The 20,662-nt window shown below is 47.2% G+C and carries 12 protein-coding genes and 6 pseudogenes; 4 read left to right on the top strand and 14 right to left on the bottom strand.

Annotated elements, in window-relative coordinates:
• The 3 pseudogenes from EAE91_RS25025 to xerC all read right to left on the bottom strand — a co-directional run.
• Positions 1–121 (bottom strand): annotated as a pseudogene (locus EAE91_RS25025) (IS982 family transposase); the annotation flags it as partial.
• 440 nt (positions 122–561) lie between these two features.
• Positions 562–888, bottom strand: a pseudogene (locus EAE91_RS25020) (IS4 family transposase); the annotation flags it as partial.
• Between the two features lie 3 nt (positions 889–891).
• Positions 892–1,765 (bottom strand): annotated as a pseudogene (gene xerC, locus EAE91_RS25015) (site-specific tyrosine recombinase XerC); the annotation flags it as partial.
• Between the two features lie 214 nt (positions 1,766–1,979).
• On the opposite strand from xerC, the pseudogene EAE91_RS13890 reads away from it, so the two are divergent.
• Positions 1,980–2,576, top strand: a pseudogene (locus tag EAE91_RS13890) (DNA primase); the annotation flags it as partial.
• 204 nt (positions 2,577–2,780) lie between these two features.
• Here EAE91_RS13890 and EAE91_RS13885 read toward each other — a convergent pair.
• Positions 2,781–2,972, bottom strand: a pseudogene (locus EAE91_RS13885) (transposase); the annotation flags it as partial.
• Positions 2,973–3,331: 359 nt separating this feature from the next.
• Here EAE91_RS13885 and pdxR point away from each other — a divergent pair.
• Positions 3,332–4,753: a MocR-like pyridoxine biosynthesis transcription factor PdxR gene (pdxR, locus tag EAE91_RS13880; RefSeq protein WP_214089012.1), complete on the top strand. Its 1,422-nt coding sequence runs from the start codon at positions 3,332–3,334 to the stop codon at positions 4,751–4,753.
• On the opposite strand, the gene EAE91_RS13875 is transcribed toward pdxR, so the two are convergent.
• The 4 genes and pseudogenes from EAE91_RS13875 to EAE91_RS25010 all read right to left on the bottom strand — a co-directional run bounded on the left by EAE91_RS13875 (position 4,673) and on the right by EAE91_RS25010 (position 7,165).
• Complete coding sequence (locus tag EAE91_RS13875; protein WP_244868844.1) at positions 4,673–5,938, bottom strand: AMP-binding protein; 1,266 nt, start codon at positions 5,936–5,938, stop codon at positions 4,673–4,675. The genes pdxR and EAE91_RS13875 overlap by 81 nt on opposite strands.
• A 136-nt stretch (positions 5,939–6,074) precedes the next feature.
• Positions 6,075–6,506, bottom strand: a complete 432-nt coding sequence (locus EAE91_RS13870) for a carboxymuconolactone decarboxylase family protein (protein WP_214089011.1) — start codon at positions 6,504–6,506, stop codon at positions 6,075–6,077.
• A 269-nt stretch (positions 6,507–6,775) separates the two neighbouring features.
• Positions 6,776–7,051: pseudogene (locus EAE91_RS13865) on the bottom strand (IS30 family transposase); the annotation flags it as partial.
• 39 nt (positions 7,052–7,090) lie between these two features.
• The gene (locus EAE91_RS25010) at positions 7,091–7,165 is read right to left on the bottom strand and encodes a helix-turn-helix domain-containing protein (protein WP_422615662.1); all 75 of its coding nucleotides are present in this window, start codon (positions 7,163–7,165) and stop codon (positions 7,091–7,093) included.
• Positions 7,166–7,988: 823 nt separating this feature from the next.
• Between EAE91_RS25010 and EAE91_RS25005 the strand changes: the two genes are divergently transcribed.
• Both EAE91_RS25005 and EAE91_RS25000 read left to right on the top strand, forming a co-directional pair.
• Positions 7,989–8,096 (top strand): group II intron maturase-specific domain-containing protein, encoded by a 108-nt coding sequence (locus EAE91_RS25005; RefSeq protein ID WP_376744749.1) that lies wholly within the window; start codon positions 7,989–7,991, stop codon positions 8,094–8,096.
• Positions 8,071–8,199: a group II intron maturase-specific domain-containing protein gene (locus EAE91_RS25000; RefSeq protein ID WP_214089015.1), complete on the top strand. Its 129-nt coding sequence runs from the start codon at positions 8,071–8,073 to the stop codon at positions 8,197–8,199. Before EAE91_RS25005 ends, EAE91_RS25000 begins: the two co-directional genes overlap by 26 nt.
• An 896-nt stretch (positions 8,200–9,095) precedes the next feature.
• Here EAE91_RS25000 and EAE91_RS24250 read toward each other — a convergent pair.
• From EAE91_RS24250 to EAE91_RS13825, 6 genes are all read right to left on the bottom strand, one after another.
• Positions 9,096–9,260: a hypothetical protein gene (locus EAE91_RS24250; RefSeq protein WP_244868843.1), complete on the bottom strand. Its 165-nt coding sequence runs from the start codon at positions 9,258–9,260 to the stop codon at positions 9,096–9,098.
• Positions 9,248–18,025, bottom strand: coding sequence for an insecticidal toxin MCF (mcf, locus tag EAE91_RS13845; RefSeq protein WP_244868842.1), 8,778 nt, complete (start codon positions 18,023–18,025; stop codon positions 9,248–9,250). Before mcf ends, EAE91_RS24250 begins: the two co-directional genes overlap by 13 nt.
• A gap of 928 nt (positions 18,026–18,953) precedes the next feature.
• Positions 18,954–19,271: a YacL family protein gene (locus tag EAE91_RS13840; protein ID WP_214089010.1), complete on the bottom strand. Its 318-nt coding sequence runs from the start codon at positions 19,269–19,271 to the stop codon at positions 18,954–18,956.
• 13 nt (positions 19,272–19,284) lie between these two features.
• A complete protein-coding gene (locus EAE91_RS13835) occupies positions 19,285–19,551 on the bottom strand; it encodes an EndoU domain-containing protein (protein ID WP_214089009.1) in 267 nt (88 codons plus the stop codon).
• Between the two features lie 285 nt (positions 19,552–19,836).
• Positions 19,837–20,295 (bottom strand): GNAT family N-acetyltransferase, encoded by a 459-nt coding sequence (locus EAE91_RS13830; RefSeq protein ID WP_214089008.1) that lies wholly within the window; start codon positions 20,293–20,295, stop codon positions 19,837–19,839.
• Between the two features lie 21 nt (positions 20,296–20,316).
• Positions 20,317–20,640 (bottom strand): hypothetical protein, encoded by a 324-nt coding sequence (locus tag EAE91_RS13825; protein ID WP_214089007.1) that lies wholly within the window; start codon positions 20,638–20,640, stop codon positions 20,317–20,319.
• Positions 20,641–20,662: the final 22 nt, after the last annotated feature.

Genomic DNA, 20,662 nt, shown 5'->3' with positions numbered 1-20,662 from the left:
AAAGGGAAGCTTCGCGGCGACGTTTGAGCAAACCATGTTCAATTAACTGTTGATGCCAGAGAGGAATAAATTTTTGGCAAAAGTCATCGACGCAGCAGTAAAGTTCTTCTAAATTAAACATGCCTGAAGATCTCCACGATTTTGTTTTCTTTGACAAAAACTTTGATCGTGCCTCAGGCACTTAGTTCCCTTCTTAAGCAAACCTCAGGTTATATAGTCAGTCTTAGGGACTATCCCGACGCCATCATACGGTTTAGGCCACTTTTCCCCCTGATTTAGCAGCCTTTTTCTTCGCCGGCTTTTCCCACCCTGTTAAAGAACATATCAACTCGCCCCGACGGGCATTTTGCCGATTTTAGCTCACTTTTTCCCTGATGTCAGTGCCGGGTTTCGGCCCGCTTTGCCTGCCAGAACCGGGTTTTATTGGGAACCCGTGGCGGCGGTGCAGCTTGTCTGCGCCGCTGACGCGGGTTGGCCGGGTGCGGGCGGGCCAGGCCCGCAGGTGACGCTTTTTAACAGGGAAGCCCCCCCCTGGGGCTGAGGGATCCCCACAAATCGGCGCTAATAAACCAGCACCATATTGCGGTAGACCCTTGTTAAGTGGTTAAGAGCATCATTCAGTGATATTCGCTTTAAAATCAGTAGGGAATGTCGTAAGACATTCTCCGCTAACGTCAGATATGAGATGACCCGCCGTGATTTGATACTGTTGACCTGATATCTCAAATGTAATCCCTTATTCTCCGCGTGATAACCAATAAGCCACAGGACGATTGTGCTCAGTGTTGCCAGTAGGCTCAGTACCCACATTCTACCCGCAGAGCGACTGTGGCTGGCACGAAGACCAAATCCGAAACGCTCACTTTTTTCATCGCGGAAGTTTTGCTCTTACACCTGGGTTGACTCCACGCTGACATGGCCTAACATGACCTGTATCCAGCGCAGGTCCGCGCCGTTCTCCAGCATCTGCGTCGCCATCGCATGCCGAAACAGGTGGCAAGTGCCTTTTTTCTCAATGCCGGCGGCACGGATATAACCGCTCACGGCATGGGTGATACCGTTCGGCTGCAACCCGTCGAGACCGTCCATTGCTACGAACAGCGACTGGATGTCCGGGGTGACCAGCAGTTGCGGGCGAATCTGCTGCTGATAGAACTGGAGCCAGTTTAAGGCCCGTTCGCCGAGGGGCAATACCCGGTCTTTATTCCCCTTGCCCTGCCGGATGGTTACGGTTTTGCGTGACCCGTCAATGCTGTAGATATCGAGCCGGGCCGCTTCACTGCATCGTATCCCTGTTGACCAGAGCAGCTCCATCAGGGCCCGGTCGCGCGCCCTGCAACGTATTCGGGTCAGGCAGCGACAGGATATGCTCGATTTCATCAATGCTCAGGATATACCGCGGCAGGCGTTTTTCTTCCCGCAGCAACTCAATGTCCGCTGCCGGGTTCGCCAGTATCAGGTTCTGTTTCGTCAGCCATTTGAACCACACCTGTAACGGCTGCAACTGCGTGTGTTGGGTGCGGATGCTCAGCGGCTCTCCGTTGGTCTTGCGGTACTGGTACAGGTAGCGCTGGTAACGCTCCAGTATCGGCCGCGTGATATCCGAGGCATAGTACAGGCCCCGGTCCGTGGCCCACAGGATAAAGTGATAGGTGTGATGGGTCTGTACTTTCAGCGTGGTTTCCGACCAGTTCCGCTCCTGCCGCCATGCCAAGAAGCGCAGCAGCAGCGCATACAGGCTTTTCGGGTCATGCGCCGGCCCCACCATGAGACTGATAATTAACCACAAAGGCGAACATTCAGACTAACCAACTGTAATTACGCAAAAAAATAGCAACAAACTAACATTAATGAAACGTATTATATGTAGCATTAAGCATATTCATCTGAGTTTTACATGTCGAAAAAACAAAACTATTATAAATATAATTAACAAAAATAATAAATTAAGCAATTTACTAAGTATTTTTCAGAGTATTCTGACGGGAAGAGATGAAGTTGCTATTGACCCGAAACACAAACAACCTTATTCAATCCGCATTCCTGCTGTGGTACTAGCGGTAAACAATAACGCAATGAGTTTCAGTGATCGCAGTAGTAGCGTGTCACGGCGTCGGGTGATTTTCAATTCTTCGGAAGTTGTGCCGGAAAATGAGCGTGATCCACTCCTACGGGATAAAATAGCGGCGGAATTGCCAGTGATTATCCGGCATCTACTTCATCGGTTTGGTGGCAAGGTGTTTACTGGCAGAGCAGCAGAAGTCTGCGGAAGAGCTGGATATCAAACGCGGTACAGATTCATTAATAGGTCTTTGTAGTTATCTGGTGGATTCTCATGAAACTGATGGCCTGTTAATCAGCAATGCGGAGAGTGTTCCGTTCAATCCCCAAAATACCTTTATCATGCCGACCTTACTTATATGAAAGGCAATAACCTTAATAAACCCATTCCCGTAACCCATTTTGGTATGGATATCCCGGGCGTATTGGCTGAATACAGACCGCACTACCTGCGAAAGAAAAGCGAACAGGGCATTCACAGCAACCTGAGTCTGAATATTGAAACCGCCAATTAGCCCAGTAAATTAGAAAAGACAAGCGCAGCGCATCAGTGGCATTTTAAACCAGTCAAAGGGATTATCGTGCCATTGAGAGAATATTAGTCGTGACTTGAGCTAATCCTCACTTTTTTGGTCACATCAAGTCAGAACATTGAGTAATGCGAGATAATCTGCGGATATGTATAGTCAAATGGTAATATATTACAGTTGACTCACTCTTTTTAATTTTTCCAACGTTGTACTTTCACTGAGAATACCAAATAAATATCCCAGTAACATCATCTTGAGCAATATGACCGGATCGATAGGCGGTCGGCCATTATTGTGGCAATACACCAGGGTGGCTAATTCGCGGATAAATTCAAAATCAATGGCGGAATCGATTTTATGGACCAAATGATTTTTGATCATCAGCGCGGCAAGCTCCGTTTGGTGAACGAGACTTAATTAAAACAAAGTACCAGATAAAAAAACCAGTATTTTGTCAATAACCCGAAACATTTAAAAATGTTTCACTGAAGTTAATTATTATTATGTGATATATATTGTCTGTAATCATATGGAGTGATAGCCTTAGCAACTCTCACTAAATATAAAGCTAATGAGAAGCTTGTTACTCTACAATTTATTCTTCCGTTTTTCTGCAAGGTTATTAGTTTTCCTTATAATAGAGTACTACTTGTGCATAAAATATCCTTACTATCAAATAGATTATGTGCTGTATACACAGGTTTGATTTTAGAAAATGGAGTGTTTTAAAAGGTATTTAAATGAATTTAACTGATTTTTCATTAAATGATAAGAACCAACCTTTATATCAACAAATCTATCAGCGTTTTGTACAAAGTATCCAGCAAGGAGTTTTAATACCAGGCCAACGGGTGCCTTCTATCCGAACATTGGCCAGTGAATTACAATTATCACGTAGCACTGTCGAATTAGCTTATGGGATACTGGTTGAAACTGGTTATTTAGAGGCTAGAGGTTCTGCTGGGACCATTGTCTCAATACGGTTAGAAAAACTTCAAACCTCGAAGCCAGCAACAGGAAGAGTATTCATCCAAGAGGACGCTAGCGTTTCACTTTTTACATCAGGAACAGAGGATCTTCCACGTCCGTATCAGTTAGGATTACCAGCACTAGATCTATTCCCCAGAAAAGTTTGGGCAAACCTCAATACTCGCCATCTTAGATCGCAAAATCATTTTTTGTCGCTCCCACAACCTGCTGGTTATCCTCCTTTGCGTGAGGCGATTGCCTCCTATCTTCAGGTATCACGAGGTTTAAGCTGCGTACCACAACAAGTTTTTATTACAGCAGGATACAAGGGAGCACTGAACCTTATTGGACGTACTTTAATACAGCCACTGGATCAAATCTGGATCGAAGATCCATGTTTTCCGCCCAGCCGCCAGCTTCTGACTAACATGGGAGCCGAACTGATTCCTGTACCAGTGGATCAGGATGGTTTGTGTGTTAAAATTGGTAAAGAACTAGCTCCAAAAGCTCGTTTTGCACTGGTCACTCCGGCTAGTCAAAGTCCTCTGGGTGTCTCACTATCACTGGAACGTCGGGTAGAACTACTTTCTTGGGCTAAAGAGAACAATGCCTTTATTATTGAAGATGATTACGACAGTGAATATCGCTACGATGGATGCAAACTCCCTGTTCTAGCCAGTGCAGGTTCTTCAGACAATGTGTTATATATTGGTACGTTCAGTAAAATTTTGAGTCCTTCACTACGACTGGGTTACTTGGTGGTTCCCATGGAACTATTGTCATGCTTTAACTCAGCCTGTCAGACTTGGCAAGATGGTAGTCCGCTTTTGAATCAAGTGGTACTCTCTGATTTTATGAAAGAGAATCACTTATCCCGTCATCTGCGCAAAACTAGAGCAGCTTATGCAATTCGCCGGAAAATGGTGATTGATAGTCTGCGTAGTGTGTTCGGTGATCGGATGTATTTTGATATGCCAGCCTGTGGTCTACATTTGTTGGCTCGTCTGCATCATTCAGAAAATGATGTGGAACTAGTAAGACGAGCCAAACAATATGACATCAGCATTGGAGCCTTATCAGCCCGCGCTCACCAAAATGATTGTGGAAAAGGACTACTGCTGGGCTTCGCTAATGTCACCTGCTACGAACAGGCGATGAAACAAGCTCAAAGCCTCGCTCGACTTTTTGACTGACACAACAGTGCTGCAGTGCTCTGTCAATCTGGCACCACTGCGGTATCGACGTTTGCTAACCATCTGCTGTGCGGTAGAGACTTTGAAGAACTGCGACATGCCGAGCTCTGAAGCACCAAACATATCGGTAAACCTCGCCAGAGGAGATAAGCGCAACAGTTGACGAATATGTGCTTCATGTGCAGTATCACCTGTGTTGTAGTAACGACACACCGATTGCAAATAATCATCCGGCAAATCCAGCCCAGCAAATGAGGCGTAGGTTTGTGAGAATGCAGTAACAATCGTGGGTTGGAAGTCAGCTATCAGTGCAGCAACAGCCTCACCCGTCTGGGTGGCCAACGCCAGAGTCGGCAGTTGCAACATAGTTGCAGTCATTAGATAGCTGATTCCGGCAGCATGGGTCGGAGGCATAGCGGTCGCCAGTTTGTCATGCTCCTGTTCCATAAAACCGCGCAACCGTTTGCGCTTACCATCAAAAAACTGTGCATGACCAAATAGTACTGCCTTCGGAATACCGGTGGTACCGGAGCTATGGCATACCATCACGATCGATTCATCTTGAATAGCCACTGGCCAGATATCACACTGTAATGCAGGTAGGTTTTCAGTCTGATTTTCCTTAAACACTGCTCGCAGAGAGGATAAATTCTTTAGAACGCTGTCAGCGCAGTTCAGGTTCCAGCGCACTTCCGTTTCGTAGTCGTACACCAAAATATCGAAATGGTTACGCTGCACATATAACGCAGCGATATTAGAACGTAAGTGACCGTTAATCAGCACCGCCACACATCCTATACTGTTTAACGCCAAGAAATGTAAAAAAGAGGGAATACCGTCACCTAGATATAAACATACATGCTGCCCAGCCGTTAGCCCATGACGAGTATACCAAGCAGCTAGATCGCCAACCTGCTGAAGCAAGCTATCTAGGGAAAAGGAGTGATATGCCATGCCACGTGGACCAACAAATGGCTTTTCCAGAAACAGGAAGTCATCTCTACTACCGCCATAAGCAGCATGTGCTCTGAACAAGAAATTTCCGGCACCCAACGTGTGATCATTAAACAGGACTTCCCAGACCTGCTTCTTTTTCAGGTAATTCATACAGATAATATCTACTCTAGCTTTATCACCACAACTATGATTCGGCGATGGTGATTGAGGGTTTATTGTCATGATCATCAGGGGCTGATGATTCTGTTATAGTAGACAGTAAGTTAAACTTGGATCGTGCCTGAAACCGCTAGGTAATAGGTGGTTCAATAGATCCAAGTATAATCAATGTGACAAACTAAGCATTAACAGCCTTTTATGGCTGCTACTGGCGCATACCTACAGCAAGTCGATTCATCCCGTTCATCAGAGCGATCGCAAAAGTGAGATCAGAGATTTCTTTGTCAGAGAAATGCTCTTTCACAGGTAGATAGTCGTTATCATCAGCGTGTGTATTAACCACATAAGTCAGTGATTCAGCCCACGCGAGAGCCGCCTTTTCACGGGAAGTAAATTGGGAGCTGACACGCCAACCTGCAAGTTCTGCCAAACGACGCTCAGACTCACCACGTTCACGTAATGCTTTGGTATGCATATTCAAACAGAATGAACAGCCATTAATTTGTGATACACGCAGATAGACTAGTTCGATAATTGGTAAACCTAATGGACTGCCTTCCAATCCTTGTTTTACCTGACGGAATCCCTGCAACAGATCTGAGGAAAGTTCATAGTAAGCAAGACGTAAAACAGACATAATTAATACTCCTAAAAATTAACTAAGTTAGAAGAAATGGTATATAACGTTTTGTCTGAATATCAGAATTTCTACAATTGTTCTTTAGTACTTCCTAAGTAAAGGAACATTGCACAAGCTGCGCAGGTTAATACACTAAAATTTAGCATTAATTTCGGGCTATGAAATGTTGCCATACTTATTGCAAAAATCAGTAATAAGACCGTAGTCATTAATGCAGTTAATTTGGGCTTAATTCCTCTTGGATTCACATAATAAGTGCAACATCGTTAATCCGGAAGTAAACATGTTCGTATTCCTTTAAATAATTCATTCGGGGTTTTCCCTCCCCGGGTTTTTCGGGGGCGATTATTTAATCGGTTTACCACAAAATTTATTTCCTTAGCTGAGACTTGATTAAAATCAATTCTCTTTGGAAAGTATTGTCTAATTAACCCATTGATATTCTAATTGTTCCCTATTTCCCAAGGCAAATAAGGGTAGAAAAAGTATATTTGTGTTTCTAATTTTTTACCAATGATTTCATGATCTGCAAACTCCAAACCATAATACTGATCCGATTTTTAATTTTGCCTCTTTTTTCATTATGTTTGGATCTCTTGATTTCTCTTCAATTCTCTGCTGATGGTCGACGGGCTTCGCTTAAGTGACTCAGCCATCATATGATAAAAACTATGCTATCAGAACTTGACCATCAGGACGGTAGCTTATTAGTCGAATCCGCCCCCTGTTAAAAATTGAAAAGTATTGTAATTGAATTAATGAAAACATTTAAGGGATAAAAATGTAATTATGAACCATGACATCAGGGCGGGGTTACATTTTATCTAAAAAACAACCACAGGTGTTCGTACGTAAAATCTGGATTGTTTTCTGGAAACAAGAAAGCATATTTTTCACGTAGGATACCTTTTTTGGACAAAAAACAATCCTCTTAAAGTAAAATCCCGCTCTGATCACAACATACAGTAAAATGATAATGGCGAATTCGACTTGATAATCCACTAAACGTCCTCTTATCACAATTCAAAAAACTCGCTAATTTGAACTCACTGCTCACCATAATAAGATGGTCACATAGCCGTCATAAACGGCTAAAAAACTTCCGTAGCCTGAAAGGAAGAGCAAAATTGCGGTACATCCGTACACTTTTGGAATCAGATATCCTCAAACATATAAACCACCGTTTGGCGATGAAAGTTACCCGGTTATGTTCTACGCCAGTTTATCACCCATGTTGAGCAGTAACCCTCCACGTTCACAATAACAACTTTGCCCTGCACGATTTTTATCCATGTTTTGAGTAACGCACTATAAACGCCTCGAAAACTACGCGGAGTAACCAATGACACTCGCTTCCACAAGCATTATTCTGCCTTAGCTAACTTATTCCGTTTCTTTATTAACCCACTACCATGATGAACTCTTGCGTTATGTTTAGCAGATTTAGAGCCTTGAGCTAAGAACACTTCAAAGAAAAACCTGAAAACCTTTCTTAATAAAGTCATGTCAGTCATAGAAAAACATAAAATAGTCACAGTGAATGTGCTGATAAGCAAACTCAATCCGATTATCAGGGGATGGGGGTAATTATTATTGTCCTATTGTTGCCAAAGAAACGTTTAGCTATGTGGATTACCAAATCTGGAAGAAGATTTGGCAATGGTGTGAGCGTAGCCCCCCGACAAAGTAAACGGTGGATACACAGCAAGTATTTTAGGTCATCCGAAATGAGAAACTAGATATTTCTCAGTGACGGCCCAAAAGGGAGGAAATACCAACTCATTAACCTGAGAGATATTCCAATCCAACGTCACATCTAAAGTCAAATCCGAATTTAACCCTTATGATCCCCAATGAGAAAGTTATTTTGAGCACAGACTGGACAATATCTGAAAAAACACGCAAAAGGGCAGGAATAAAATAATAACAATATAGAACATATCCAATGTGTGGTTAGCGTTTCACACCTGAAACGGGACGGAATCTTCATCACAAACCTAAAAAAGTATTGGGAGAAGGCGACGAGCTAATTAACTTAATGTTGTTATACCCTATGGATTTCAAGTTACATCGCGACGGCAAGGGAGCGAATCCCCGGGAGCATAGATAACTATGTAACCGGGGTGAGTGCAGCCAACAAAGAAGCAGCTTGAAAGATGACGGGTATATATCCGAACTGCCATCGACAGTTACACTGTGGTGAAACCGTGTTGTTTATTGATTGCTCAGCTATTCTTATTATTAATCAAAATAGAGCTAGTTATAAAAGATTGCATCAGTTCAAAAAAACTCCCTATCTTGTGACAAGGAGTTTATGTAGAAAAAATAAGTTCAGCCAACAGCGAGAATATTCTGTTTTATCCGACTAACATTCTTCTCTCTGGATCAGCATCGATATACAACATCAACCCACGCTCTAGCAAATACGCAATCTTACTATTCTGGGAATACCTTTCAGTACCACCTTGCAATAACTTGACCGCAAGCCTTCGATGGATTTGATTATGATCTGCTGCTACAGAAGGAATGATTCGACCAGAGCCCAGAGACAGGAAGGGATTTACACCCTTCCTGTGGTTTCTCCTGCTAACTCAAGACAGTGAAGTTATCGGTACCGCCTGCCAGTTTGACGGCTTTGCGGCAGGTTCTCGTGAACGCCATCTTCCCGCCCAACTTAGCTATGCTAGCACCTTCGCGTCCGTGACCGAGGCGACAATATCCACCAGCATCACCAACTACTAAATGACCCAAGACAGATCGAACAAACCAACTTTGGCTGCTCCTATTCTGGCAAAACCCTTGACCAAGTGATTAACACTAATCACCGACGAGGAACCTTCCAGCTCAATTTGCAAATGCTGGTGCGTCACCGCCTGTTTACCGAACACCTTACGCATCACCAAGGCCGTGCCATTAGCCGAGTCAGTCAACATCAAGTCATCCTCGTGGCGGCTAACGAGGATTTTTTCCACATCAACCACCGACATGATCAAGCGGTCTAGAACCTGGCCCGGGTCATCGTTGTCAATAACGACCGTGCGATAATGCGACCACATCATCTGGCTGAGGCGATAGGTATCGCTACCGGCACTACCATGCAACACCACGCTGTCGACACCGGCGATCAGCAGTGGTATCAGATCGCCCTTGCCTCCCCCCTGAAGCAACAACGACGAACCAATGCGCTCGACACCGGCGTAATGGTTCAGCTTCTGCGCACCGCCATCCTTGACTTGGTACAACACCTGGTCTGTTGGGCTGTACACGTATGCGCCCTTCTTCCCAGCAGCAATTCCGATAAAACGCAGGTTTTCCGTAGCAGGAATGCCACCTCTGGAGAACACCTGACCACTACCGATATCGAACCAGCCTTGTATGCCATCGCCTTGCAAGGTCAGCACGCCTTTAGCTCGCCATTGGCCGACAACCTCAGCAAGTGCCTGTGACAAACGGGTGAGGTTGCCCTGTTGCCACTCTTTGTCGACAGCAACCAACTGCAATTTGCCGTCATTGGTTCGCAACAAGATCTCACCTTTGACGGTAGTCAGGCGTAGCCCGGCATCAACTTGTTCCGCCGCCTTGAAGTGCAGTTCAGGTTCCAACTCGCTGGCTGCGGGAAGCTGCGCGGAAACTTCAAGCACCTCATCGGTACCAAATGCAGCAGCCAACGCATCGGCAGTCATAGGCGGCTGACGATACAACTTGCCGCTGGCGGGTTCGAACAGTCGCGCACCGGAGCCATCCGCTTCAAAACCTAAGAACTGCGGATGTTTGTCTTGCAGGGGGGCCGAAGCGACGACTACCTGACCGTTGTGGTACCACACTGGCAATAGGCTCTTGCCGTCGATACCTTTAACCCCGAACACCGCCAGGGTAGCTCCGCCGTCGGTGACACTGGCCAAGTCCTGCCACCAGTGGGTACACCCCTTAAGCCAATGCTCGTTAACCGCTGCGTAACTAAGCTGTCCCTGTGTATCAAGCAGGGCCACACGTCCATCCTCGGTCATCACGACCAAGTGATCGTTCAAATTAATCACGTTAGCCAGTGCAGGTGTGGTAACCCGCAATGCACTCGGCTGGTTGGCGTTAAGTACCGCCTGCCCTGGCCCTTCCTGGCGGAACAGTGTCTTCTGCTCCTTACTGTAGAAGAAAAATACTTCCTTGCCGCCAGGCTGCGGCATGCTCCCCGCCAACACCAGATCGGCCGGGATCTGCCAGGCACTGCGGGTCTGCTCGTGTGCTTCGAAGTGCAAGGTCTGATCCGCTGGTGGTGCCAGATTCGGCTTGATTAACGTACCGTCGCTGGTGCGTATCCAATAGCGGTGCGGCACACCAGCCGCATCCACACCAAACACCGTGACCAGCGCCGCACTGGTCGGCTGGATCAGCCGTGCCCCCAATGTATACATTAGTGTCCCGCGCTGAGTACTATTGCTCTTGTAGCCCTGGAGTATAACCTCAAGCTCATCACCATGCCGATCAGTGCGTGCCGAACGCTGAAGCAACTCATCATCACCCACCGCACTCACCAACTCCATTCGGTCACCGAGTATCCGATAGCTCAACTCAGCCTCCCTCTCTTTTAGCCGATAACGGCGCGCTAGGTAGACTGCATCTCCCTCCTGCCATAACCGACTGATCTTGCCCGCATTATTGTTAAACCAAGGCTCAAACTGCGCGTCGACCTGTCCAGTGGCGATGTCTACCCGCCACGCCACCGCATTGTCGGCGTCGTAGAAATAGGCATAATTGCCTATCACCGCACCCAATTGAGCATGCTTAGCCTGTTCATTGGTGGTATCGGTGAACAGCATCCGTTCTTTGGTTACATCGTAGAACGCTCGGCCGACACCTCGCCCGTTGTGGCTGTAGTTCTCCACCACCACGTACTGTCCATGTAGCTGATGCGCCTTGGCAAGTTCACTTAGGTGCTGCTCGATGCTATGGCCCGGCACCTGCCACTTGCTCGCATCTTCGCTCACCACCTGGGCTGTCAGGTTAGCGAAATCAACTTTGCGCACATCACCTTTGCCGTTGACTATCAATACCTGCTCATTCAGGGCAGGAATGAGTTCTACCACAACCCCGCCGACCACCAACTGGTTCTTCGACACGCGGATGTTGTCACTAGCAAGCAAGCTGCTGTCGATGATCCACGTACTAGCAACATCGCTCATAAGCTTAACCCGGGTACCTTCATTGAGGCCGATCAGGTATTCGCCACCCGCCCCCTTGATCTCATAGCGCAGAAAGCCGTGCAGCTCCTTAGGCAGTTCGGGGACCACGAGTTGCCGGTTGCGCTGATCGAGCATCACTTCAATCAGGGTGTCAACGTACTCATGATGAATCCTGCGGATTGTTTGCTCCCCCGGAAAGATGTAGAAGTCGTAGTCGAACCGCTTGTCTTCCTCAAGCCTGCGGATCACGTCGAAGCCAGCATCGTGGCGAGTTGTGGCACCGGGAAGCAACATGTATTCGTAGTTGATGTAGGACTTGGGTGTGCCCGGCAAGATCACAACGTTGCTGTCGCCGTGTTCAAGAGGTCGGGAGACATCCTTATAACCAATGCCGCTGCGTACCTCGATCGCCTGACCACGGTCGTGGACCATTCGCGGAAAGTCACCGACCCAGAAGAAGTAATTGATTTCCCCCGAACCGGTAGAACCCGAATGGGTGCGATAAATGTACTGACTGTCGAAGTCAATTTGATTTTTGCGCAGATCTACAGTTTTGATCACCGCACCAGCCAAAGGCACCAGCACCTGTTTCTCGTTGTCATATCGATAGCCATTGCCTTTGTACGCTTTGTCGACCATATCAAAGTAATGGCCCACCGCCTTGGCATCCTCGGCCACCGCACCAAAGGCCTGCGCCAGTGCGGTAAAGCCCACCGCCAGCCCGCCAAGGATCACTCCGGCCCCACCGAGTACCGCCCCGGCTGTCGAAGCACCGATCAACCCAGCCCCCACTCCGGCTGCGCCGGTGACAAAACTGGCCGAGTCGAACGCTAACTGGGTACCAAATACGGCTTTCTGCACATCATTCTCAGCGTGGGCCAGCTCATAAGCATCCAAACCGACCATGACTCCGCCAAACAACACACCGGCACCTTCGTTGACGGTATGGCCCAGATTCGAAGCAAAGTCCTTTAACGAGGTTTCGGCGGCTACCACTTCGCCGCGCAGCGCCGTACGCACCAGTTCAGTGACCTTAGCTACGTCCTGCACACCACTGTGAGCCATCTGGACAAAGTTGAGGTAACTGTGAACCTTGAGCGCAGTGGCCAAATCAGGCGAAACCACTCCGCTTGCAGCATTGTGGCGGCTCTTGTCAGAAAACCACTGGATCAGTGTCTGGACCGCGAATCCGGCATTCAACCCATCCACAGGTGCGGCCTCGCCAACCCCACCGCGAGGCCGCATTCGACCATGCTCCAGAGTAAAGTGTTCGTTTAACACACTCATGTGCTCATCAACGAAGCGCCGGAATTCGATAAAGGTGCTATCGTCAGTAGCTAACCTGCGGATTTGCTCGGGTTGGTCACGGTTGATGAACTGGACCTGATAGCGACCTTCCCCCAAATCTTCCGTTGTGGCGATGATCGGTAGCCAACGGCTGTCCAGTTGGTGCTCTTGCGCCAGCCGGGTACTAGCGGCTTCGAACCGTGCGCCCCATTGCTCAGCATCAAAGGTCCTCAACGCGGTGCCCAGTCGTAAGTCCTCCATGACCCGTCCTTGTACACTCACCGCCTGCTCGACCTGGTGCCGCTGCCCGATGACACTGGACAGTTCCTCGAATCGGGTCAAGTCGGCTACGTTCAGGCCATTACCCACAGGCACCTCAGCCATCTTGGCGGTATCGATCTCAATCAGGTTGAAGGTCGGCACCAACTTGCTGCCGAACGAGCCATAGTGCACGGCCAGTCTACGCCCCACTAAGTGTTGCTCCATAGCCCTAGACAGACTTCTGGTGTTGTCGAAAGCAAAGATCCCGACGTTCGGGTCATAGAAGTAGTAGCGACGGCCTTCGGTCGTGGCAGCGCTCCCTACCATCATCGAATGATTCTGGGTATTGAGCGCGAACATCGAGGTTCCGGTCGTTTCAGCCAGCCGCGATACCACTTCGGACAATCCGAACTGCCCCAGCTCCTTGGAAGCCTGAACAGCTTCAATATTGGAGTGTAGCCTGATCAGGCTGTTCCTGAGCAGCATGGAACTGCCTGCCTGCGGGTCAGCAGCGGCGAAGAACAGCTTTTGCACCAGACTGTTGATGCCGGACTCGCCGCGACTGGCCAATGCCACAGCCATAGCCCTGACCAAAGGGTAGCAACGGCCACCGGATCGGTCACCGACCAACGACAGATAAAAGTCCTGTGGTACCAAGTGGTCGAAAATACTACCAGCGTCATGGAAATCCTCACTGAATACCGCAGTCTGCCGCAGCACCTTCTCGATGTACTCAGCCCGACTAGCTTCTGTGATGCGACCGCTCAAGGCACCCCGTTGTTCAGGGGTGAGTTTTCCCTCAAGAAATAGACGCTTCATCTCCAAGGCCGACATTTTGTCATCTACCCCGGGGATCTCAATCTCACGGAAGTTACGTAAGCCATCGCTGAACCCAGTGCCTGATGCCCCACGCTGATAGGACTCAGAGATAGCGTAACGTTCACCCACGCTATTGGTGCGCTGCTTACCCCCGCCTTGAATGGCTGTATCATCGATTCGTACCACCGCAGCGCTGCCGTTTTTGGCCTTGATCTGCTGCCAGAGCCAGCTTTGTTCGACAAAGCCCGCTTCACGCAGAACCGTATCGTATTGCGCCTTGTAGTATTCCAGAGTGATATTGAGCTGCTTTATCTGTTGGTCAATTAAGTCGCGCCGAATGGTATTGCGTCGGTTTTCATAGAGTTTGTTTCGCTTGTCCACCAATTGCTTGGTATCAGCGTTGAGCCTGTCATAAACCTCAGCGCACAGCTTGGCCCATGCAGCAATCGCCGGATGATCAAGAGAAAACTCACCCTCTGTGTATACACCCTCGGTGATCCCTTCGACTGACACCCCGAACTGGGCAGCTACTTTCTTTAGTCGTTGGTGAACTTGCTCACGGTAAGTGGCAAATTGAGCCTCATTTCGTTCAACCACTTGACTGTCCGCCACCTGGATCGAGAGCGGCTCCTTGTCATCACGCGACCTTAGCCGGAGCATCTGGCCGTCTCGCTGATACTCCTGACGCTGGAACACCAACTGCCATTCGTTATTAATGTACTGCATGTATGCCGCAGCGAGACCTTCGGTAGTGGCAGTTACCTGGTAATCTTTGTAGTCCACTGCCATCACCACGTTGTCGTATAGCAGCGAACTGTTGATTCGACCATCGTGGTAGACCCGATAGGTATTGGCATCGAGACTAGTCACCACCAGCGAGCCGCCCGACATAGTACCGGTGAACAGAAAACTCCCCGCAGCCGCCTGCTTGGGAATGTCCACATAGGCGGGTACCGCATTGGCTTGGTTCGGGCCGTTGTAGCCGAGGAAGTACGCCGACACACTGCTTGAGGATATGTCATTAGCGCTTTTCTCCGTGTATTCGAGTTCATACAAGCCTGACCCAATCTTCACCAACTGGACGCTCCCCTCTGCCGGTAGGCGTCCTGACCTGATCAGCGCCTCAGCACTGATGGTGTGGGTTTTGGCAAACAATGTAGAATCAGTGGCAAACTGATGGATATCTGCGCTGCCTTGACGGGGCTCAAACCCATCAACTACAGACGCTAGCCCGGCCTTGAGTTCGAGATCCTTCACCGCCTGCCCCAACAGTGCCGGCCTTGGACCAATGCGAGTAAAGCGCGGTGGATAGAACTCGTCAACCGCCGGCAAACCCTGATTGATGATCGGCAAGACTCGCGCCATCACTCCGTCATATAACTTACCCAGCAACGCCTTCTTGCTGCCTTCGGCACGATATTTGTCGAACATCCGCAACATCTCCTTGCCGATACTGTCCGCCCCCTCAGGTTCATAACGCGCAGCGACATAGAAGGTTTCGAAGAACGAATGATAGCCGTTACGTATCATGAAGGCCGCATTGGCCATCTGGAATTGCCAGTACTGCTTGACGCTCAACACGCCACCGAACAATTCCGGCAAGGCATTGCTGACCGTCTGGGTGGTCCCGGAAATCCCCCCCACGAACGGAGTGTCTAGGTCATTCATATAACGTGTGGCGTCATTCTTGGGGTCCGGACGGAACTGGTTGTAGCTGCGGTACTTATCATCTTTGATTAGGTACGAATCATCGTGATGCACTTGTTCCTCAGAGCTGGTATTGAGGATCAGATACGGGTCAGGCTGATTCAACCGGTTATTGATCATAACTTTGCTGGCACCCAGTTCAACGTGAGGATTAACCGGGACTGCGGCTTTGGAAAAGCTATCGGCTACCGGGCGCAAGGCATGGAACAAAATCTGTTTGCGCAGGCTCCTGCCTTCATTACTCAACAGCGCCGCCTCAACCACCGAACGCAGTTGCGCATCGGCATTCTCAAGGCCCTGAGGACCTGTCAACAACAGGGTGAGCAACTTGCCATCCAGCGAACGTTCAACCTCTGCCTGATCGAAAACATGTACTTTCGGGTTACTTGGATGCTGTGTTGCATTAGCGCTGGCGACCCGCTGGATTTCCGCTTCGATGGCCCGAGTACGCCATTGTTCGTACAGCGGTGCCAGTAGCTCCTTGGCCTGAGCGATGTCACTTTGCACATAGCCATTTTGCAGGACCTTGACCACAGCCGGGTTTTTCACCAATCTCGTCGCCAGCCCAAACAGTAACGGGTCATTATTGCTGCTCTGCCAAACCGAAGCGGCGAACGCCTGTTCCCACAGCACCTTGTTCAAATTATTACCCTTAATATCGCGCATGTTGTTACGGGGGTACTCCGGCACCAACACTCCTGCGGGGGTGATGTGATTACGTTCAAGCAAACGTACTAGCTGCTGCACGAACACGGTGCGCTCGCTGCTGCCTTCAAACAGGCGACTGACCTTCGTACCACCGCCACGCAGTTGCTCCAGCTTCTCGAAAAATGCAGCATTGTATTGATACAGTGTGTCAGTCTGTGCCTTGCTTAAATGACTGCTACTAACCTTGTCGCCGTCAACGCTCATCACGCCAAAAGGCGTCGCGGACAGATAATCATTACCCTGAGGCATTTCCAGCAAGTACTGGCGACCGGCAAAACCGACCGAACGTTCCAGCTCATGGATATTGACGAAAAGTCCATCACGATCCGGATGGTAACTGCTCCGGCGAAACCCCTCCAGGCCGATAGTCTGGAAGCTCGCGATATCCGCATTCTGGTTGATCAGGTCACTCAAGGCGCTTGCTAATGGCACCTCACGGGTAATGGTCGTATTCGGAGCCTGACCGGACACCTGAATCCCGATCTGGTTCGGTACTTTGCGGTCAACGCTGGTCAGCAGCATCTTGCGACCGTTACTCAGCAACTGCGCCTTGAAGCCTCCGCGCAAGGTGCTTTCTGAAACCAAGTAGTTGGCGAAGTACTTCTCGACGAATTCGGTTTTGACCAGCACCGAGCGAATTGGCGTATACGTCGGCGAGCGAAAAGATGGCGGCTCACTCTTGAGTCGGTATTGTTGTTGCCAGGCCAGTGAGCGGGCTGCGGTACCGAAGGAGAAATTGAGTACCCCGTCCGTCGGCACCACCAGCCGACCGTTCTCCAGGAAAAAGTCCTTGAAGCGGCCATCGGTGCTGGCATTAACTAGCGCGACATTCATGCGGATGTAACCAGGCCGCTCCTCCATCATCAGCAATGAAATATTTACCGGCAGATCATCGGAGGCCTGAGGCACCTTGGTCAACGCACCGAGAGCCGAAGCCTCTTCCGTAGAGGATGCCTTGAGCAAGGCGTTATAGCGGGCATTGACGTCCTTATAGGCTTGTAGCTCGGAAAACAGCGTCACGTATTTTTGGCTGAACGTGGAATCAGCCACTTGTATGGTCAGTTGCTGTTCCAGACGTTTGATCTCGGTATCCAACTTAGCCTGCTTGTCCGCCGCATTTTCTCTCAGTGTCGTCACGTTCAGAGGCTTGGAGCCGTCGGGGTTGAGCATGACCAAAGCCTTACGCCAAGTGCTGTCAAAGTGCGTTATGGCCGTCTGCTGGCGGCGGTATAACAGGATGTCGCGGTCCAGTTGCTGCTTGTAGGCATTGATAGCCGGTGTGCCAGGCACATTATTCATCTGCTGCCGTCTTTCCTGTAGCGTCTGCAACTGGTCGCCGACAGAAACGGGGTTGTCCTGCATCTGAAAATGTTGAGCAGCCAGCACACTCAGAGTGCTCTGCTGCATTTCCTGTAACCGCTCGTCTACCTGCCTGATGTAGTCGGTACGCTCATCAGGACTCATGTTGAACCATTCGGTCTGACGACCCGCAGCCTCAATCTGTCCATCGATCAGGGTATTGAGCAGGTTAGTGAAATCTTTGGATATAGAAACCATTGCAGTGATCCTTTGTCTATTTTTATACGATAAGGTCAAAGGCAAATGTCATTTTATGCCCCTTATTTTTCGCTATATTGCAAATCTCATTAATAGTAACTTTTGATTATAATCACCCATCTATATATCTAAATATCAATTATTGATAATTTTAATTATTTATTAATATGATTATTTCTATACAAACATATTTTTAAATCATATTATTTAGTTCTTTATAATACCTTGAGTAAATAATGACGAAATTTAGGGAGGGAAGTTATTTATTAGTGGATTTTTATATCTAACTTTTACGTTATAGAGTGATATTTAAAAGTACTACTGCAACTATTAAGCAACCCAAATTAATATAATATTTTACGATTAAACGATTAGATATTTGTGTTTAAATAAAGTGCTTCTTTACCGCCAAAGGTATTATTTCCATCACCTAAAAAAATATCTAACACTAAAGAATTCATATAGAAATGGGAAATTCAGGCAACAACAAGGGCAATTAATATTCCTCTCTTTTCAGCTCAACATCGATATATAGCGTCAAAAAAACTGGATTGCTAATATTGAATATATATAGGCAATATCAGAGAAAAAATTAAAAGAGACAGATTTAGCTGAAATAGGAGGGGAAGGAGTTTTACCACTATCACAAATCACATATATCACAGACTATGTGGTGACTTGAAAAGTAAAACACCTTATGAAACTTTGATTGAAAAAATGAGAGCTTAAAAATATTCTGTCAGGGAAATCAAACTGAGTATACGCGAACTCATTGGTGACTATAAGGGGGGAATGCATTACGGCAGGGATTGAACAGCTAAGGGAAGTGCATTTGAGCCACGAAGAAGTGCTGGTCTATCATGGGTATTCGCCACGGTAAATAAGAACAAAGCCGGAAGATCACGGAGATCTTTCGGCCTTTTGATGTTTATTCTCTACTCAGAAGTAATTCCTTCCACTTCTCAAGATAACCTCTAAATTCTTCTATGGTTGCAATCTGTAGGCTTTCTTCTGTGTATTCGTTAAAAATTTCAACGCCATCCGGTTTGATGGTAACAGTATGGGCGTTACCTGTACCTTTCCACTCTGGGATGTGTTCACTTTTTACAGAGTCACATGCAGAAATATATGCATTAACACCATATAAACTACTTTGAACATCATCTTCTAAAAATGATGATATAAGATGATATTCCATTTCAGTTTTAACACGGCAATGACCGCGCTCATCAATAAAATATTTCATTTTTACCCTTACCTTAAAGGACTGGAAACGCAGTATTTATATTTCCATTACGATCTAAATAGCCACCAATTGTTACACCACTTGGCGATACCCCTTCCCATTTTCCATTTGGTTGTATAGTAGCATTCTTATGAGCTCCTCTAATTTCTGACATTATTTGCTGGCTACTCCATGATTGAGGGAAAAATGTCGATTCAGGGCCTTTCTGCACCCATTGTCCAGTTTGAGGGTTAAATACTTCTATCTTTCCACGATAGATACCTTGAGCATTTGGTGGCACAGTGATCGCAGTAATATGGCTTTTCCTTGGTAACCAATCCCCGCTTCATGGTGAAAACCAACTGCATTTCCTCTTCGGTTTATTTCACCATGAAAAACATGTTCAACATTAATTTTTGACAATATACCCATTTCATCATGAGCATGATGAATCAGCATTGAGGCGGTTTCAAGGTCACCATATTCAGTGAGCTTTTCTTCTGTTTTCAGTATATCACCAGCTCCTGGTATCGAGCCTGTACATTACTACTATCAGCCATTTTAATATCTCATCTTTAAAAATTAATTAGCTATTCCACTTCATTGTAATTTCTAACTCACCAGTACGTTCATCTACACCTTGCTTTTCCTCGACAAAACCATTTCTTTTATAAAAATCTCTCGCCAGTTTATTTTTTGAATAAACGTTAAGAACTAAATCACTTCTTTTATCGAAGGCATCGGATAGTAATTTCTTTCCAATTCCTTTACCTTGAAAATCAGGATGAACAAATATTGACGCCAGAATATTATCAACTAAACTGATAAACCCAACAATTTCATCATCATATTTGGCAACTACAGTTTCAGCGCTAGGAATATATATATTCATCATATCCTCCTTACATGAGTGCCAAAAACTCTCACTCACAAAATTATGACACTTAATTGAAGAAAGATACCAAATATCCACAACTTTTCTTATCTCTTCTGCATCACCATTCCACTCTTTTAAGACAACGTTTTTAATAGATTGTGAAGTCATTATTATTTATCTCCATATTTACTAATGAATAAAACTGGCTATTTTCTTCATTTTTCCACGACGTTCCGCTAACTGATCTCGGCTTGACATAGATTCTTCTTTATTAAGCAGATTTATTTCCTGTTTTTCACCTGACTCAATATACCCGTCATCTTTCAAGTTGCCTCTTTGTTGGCTGCACTCATCCCGGTCACATAGTTTGCTATGCTCACGGGGATTCGCTCTCTTGCTGTCGCGACGCTTCTTTAAATCCATAGGGTATATATATGAACGTGAGAAATAAACAGCAAAAGCAGCACTTATCCGCAAAGTGCTAAACAGGCGGCCTGGAAATTCACCGCCCATGAAATGACAACTGTACAAAATT

It is taken from the genome of Photorhabdus noenieputensis (assembly GCF_018448935.1).
Lineage (GTDB): Bacteria > Pseudomonadota > Gammaproteobacteria > Enterobacterales > Enterobacteriaceae > Photorhabdus > Photorhabdus noenieputensis.
This window is presented reverse-complemented; position numbering and strand designations above follow the sequence as displayed.

Coding starts and splice junctions, on each gene's coding strand:
- pdxR (WP_214089012.1), top strand. CDS start 3,332: ATGAATTTAACTGATTTTTCATTAAATGATAAGAACCAACCTTTATAT.
- EAE91_RS13840 (WP_214089010.1), bottom strand. CDS start 19,271: ATGAAATATTTTATTGATGAGCGCGGTCATTGCCGTGTTAAAACTGAA.
- mcf (WP_244868842.1), bottom strand. CDS start 18,025: ATGGTTTCTATATCCAAAGATTTCACTAACCTGCTCAATACCCTGATC.
- EAE91_RS13830 (WP_214089008.1), bottom strand. CDS start 20,295: ATGACTTCACAATCTATTAAAAACGTTGTCTTAAAAGAGTGGAATGGT.
- EAE91_RS13870 (WP_214089011.1), bottom strand. CDS start 6,506: ATGTCTGTTTTACGTCTTGCTTACTATGAACTTTCCTCAGATCTGTTG.
- EAE91_RS13875 (WP_244868844.1), bottom strand. CDS start 5,938: ATGATCATGACAATAAACCCTCAATCACCATCGCCGAATCATAGTTGT.
- EAE91_RS13825 (WP_214089007.1), bottom strand. CDS start 20,640: ATGGGCGGTGAATTTCCAGGCCGCCTGTTTAGCACTTTGCGGATAAGT.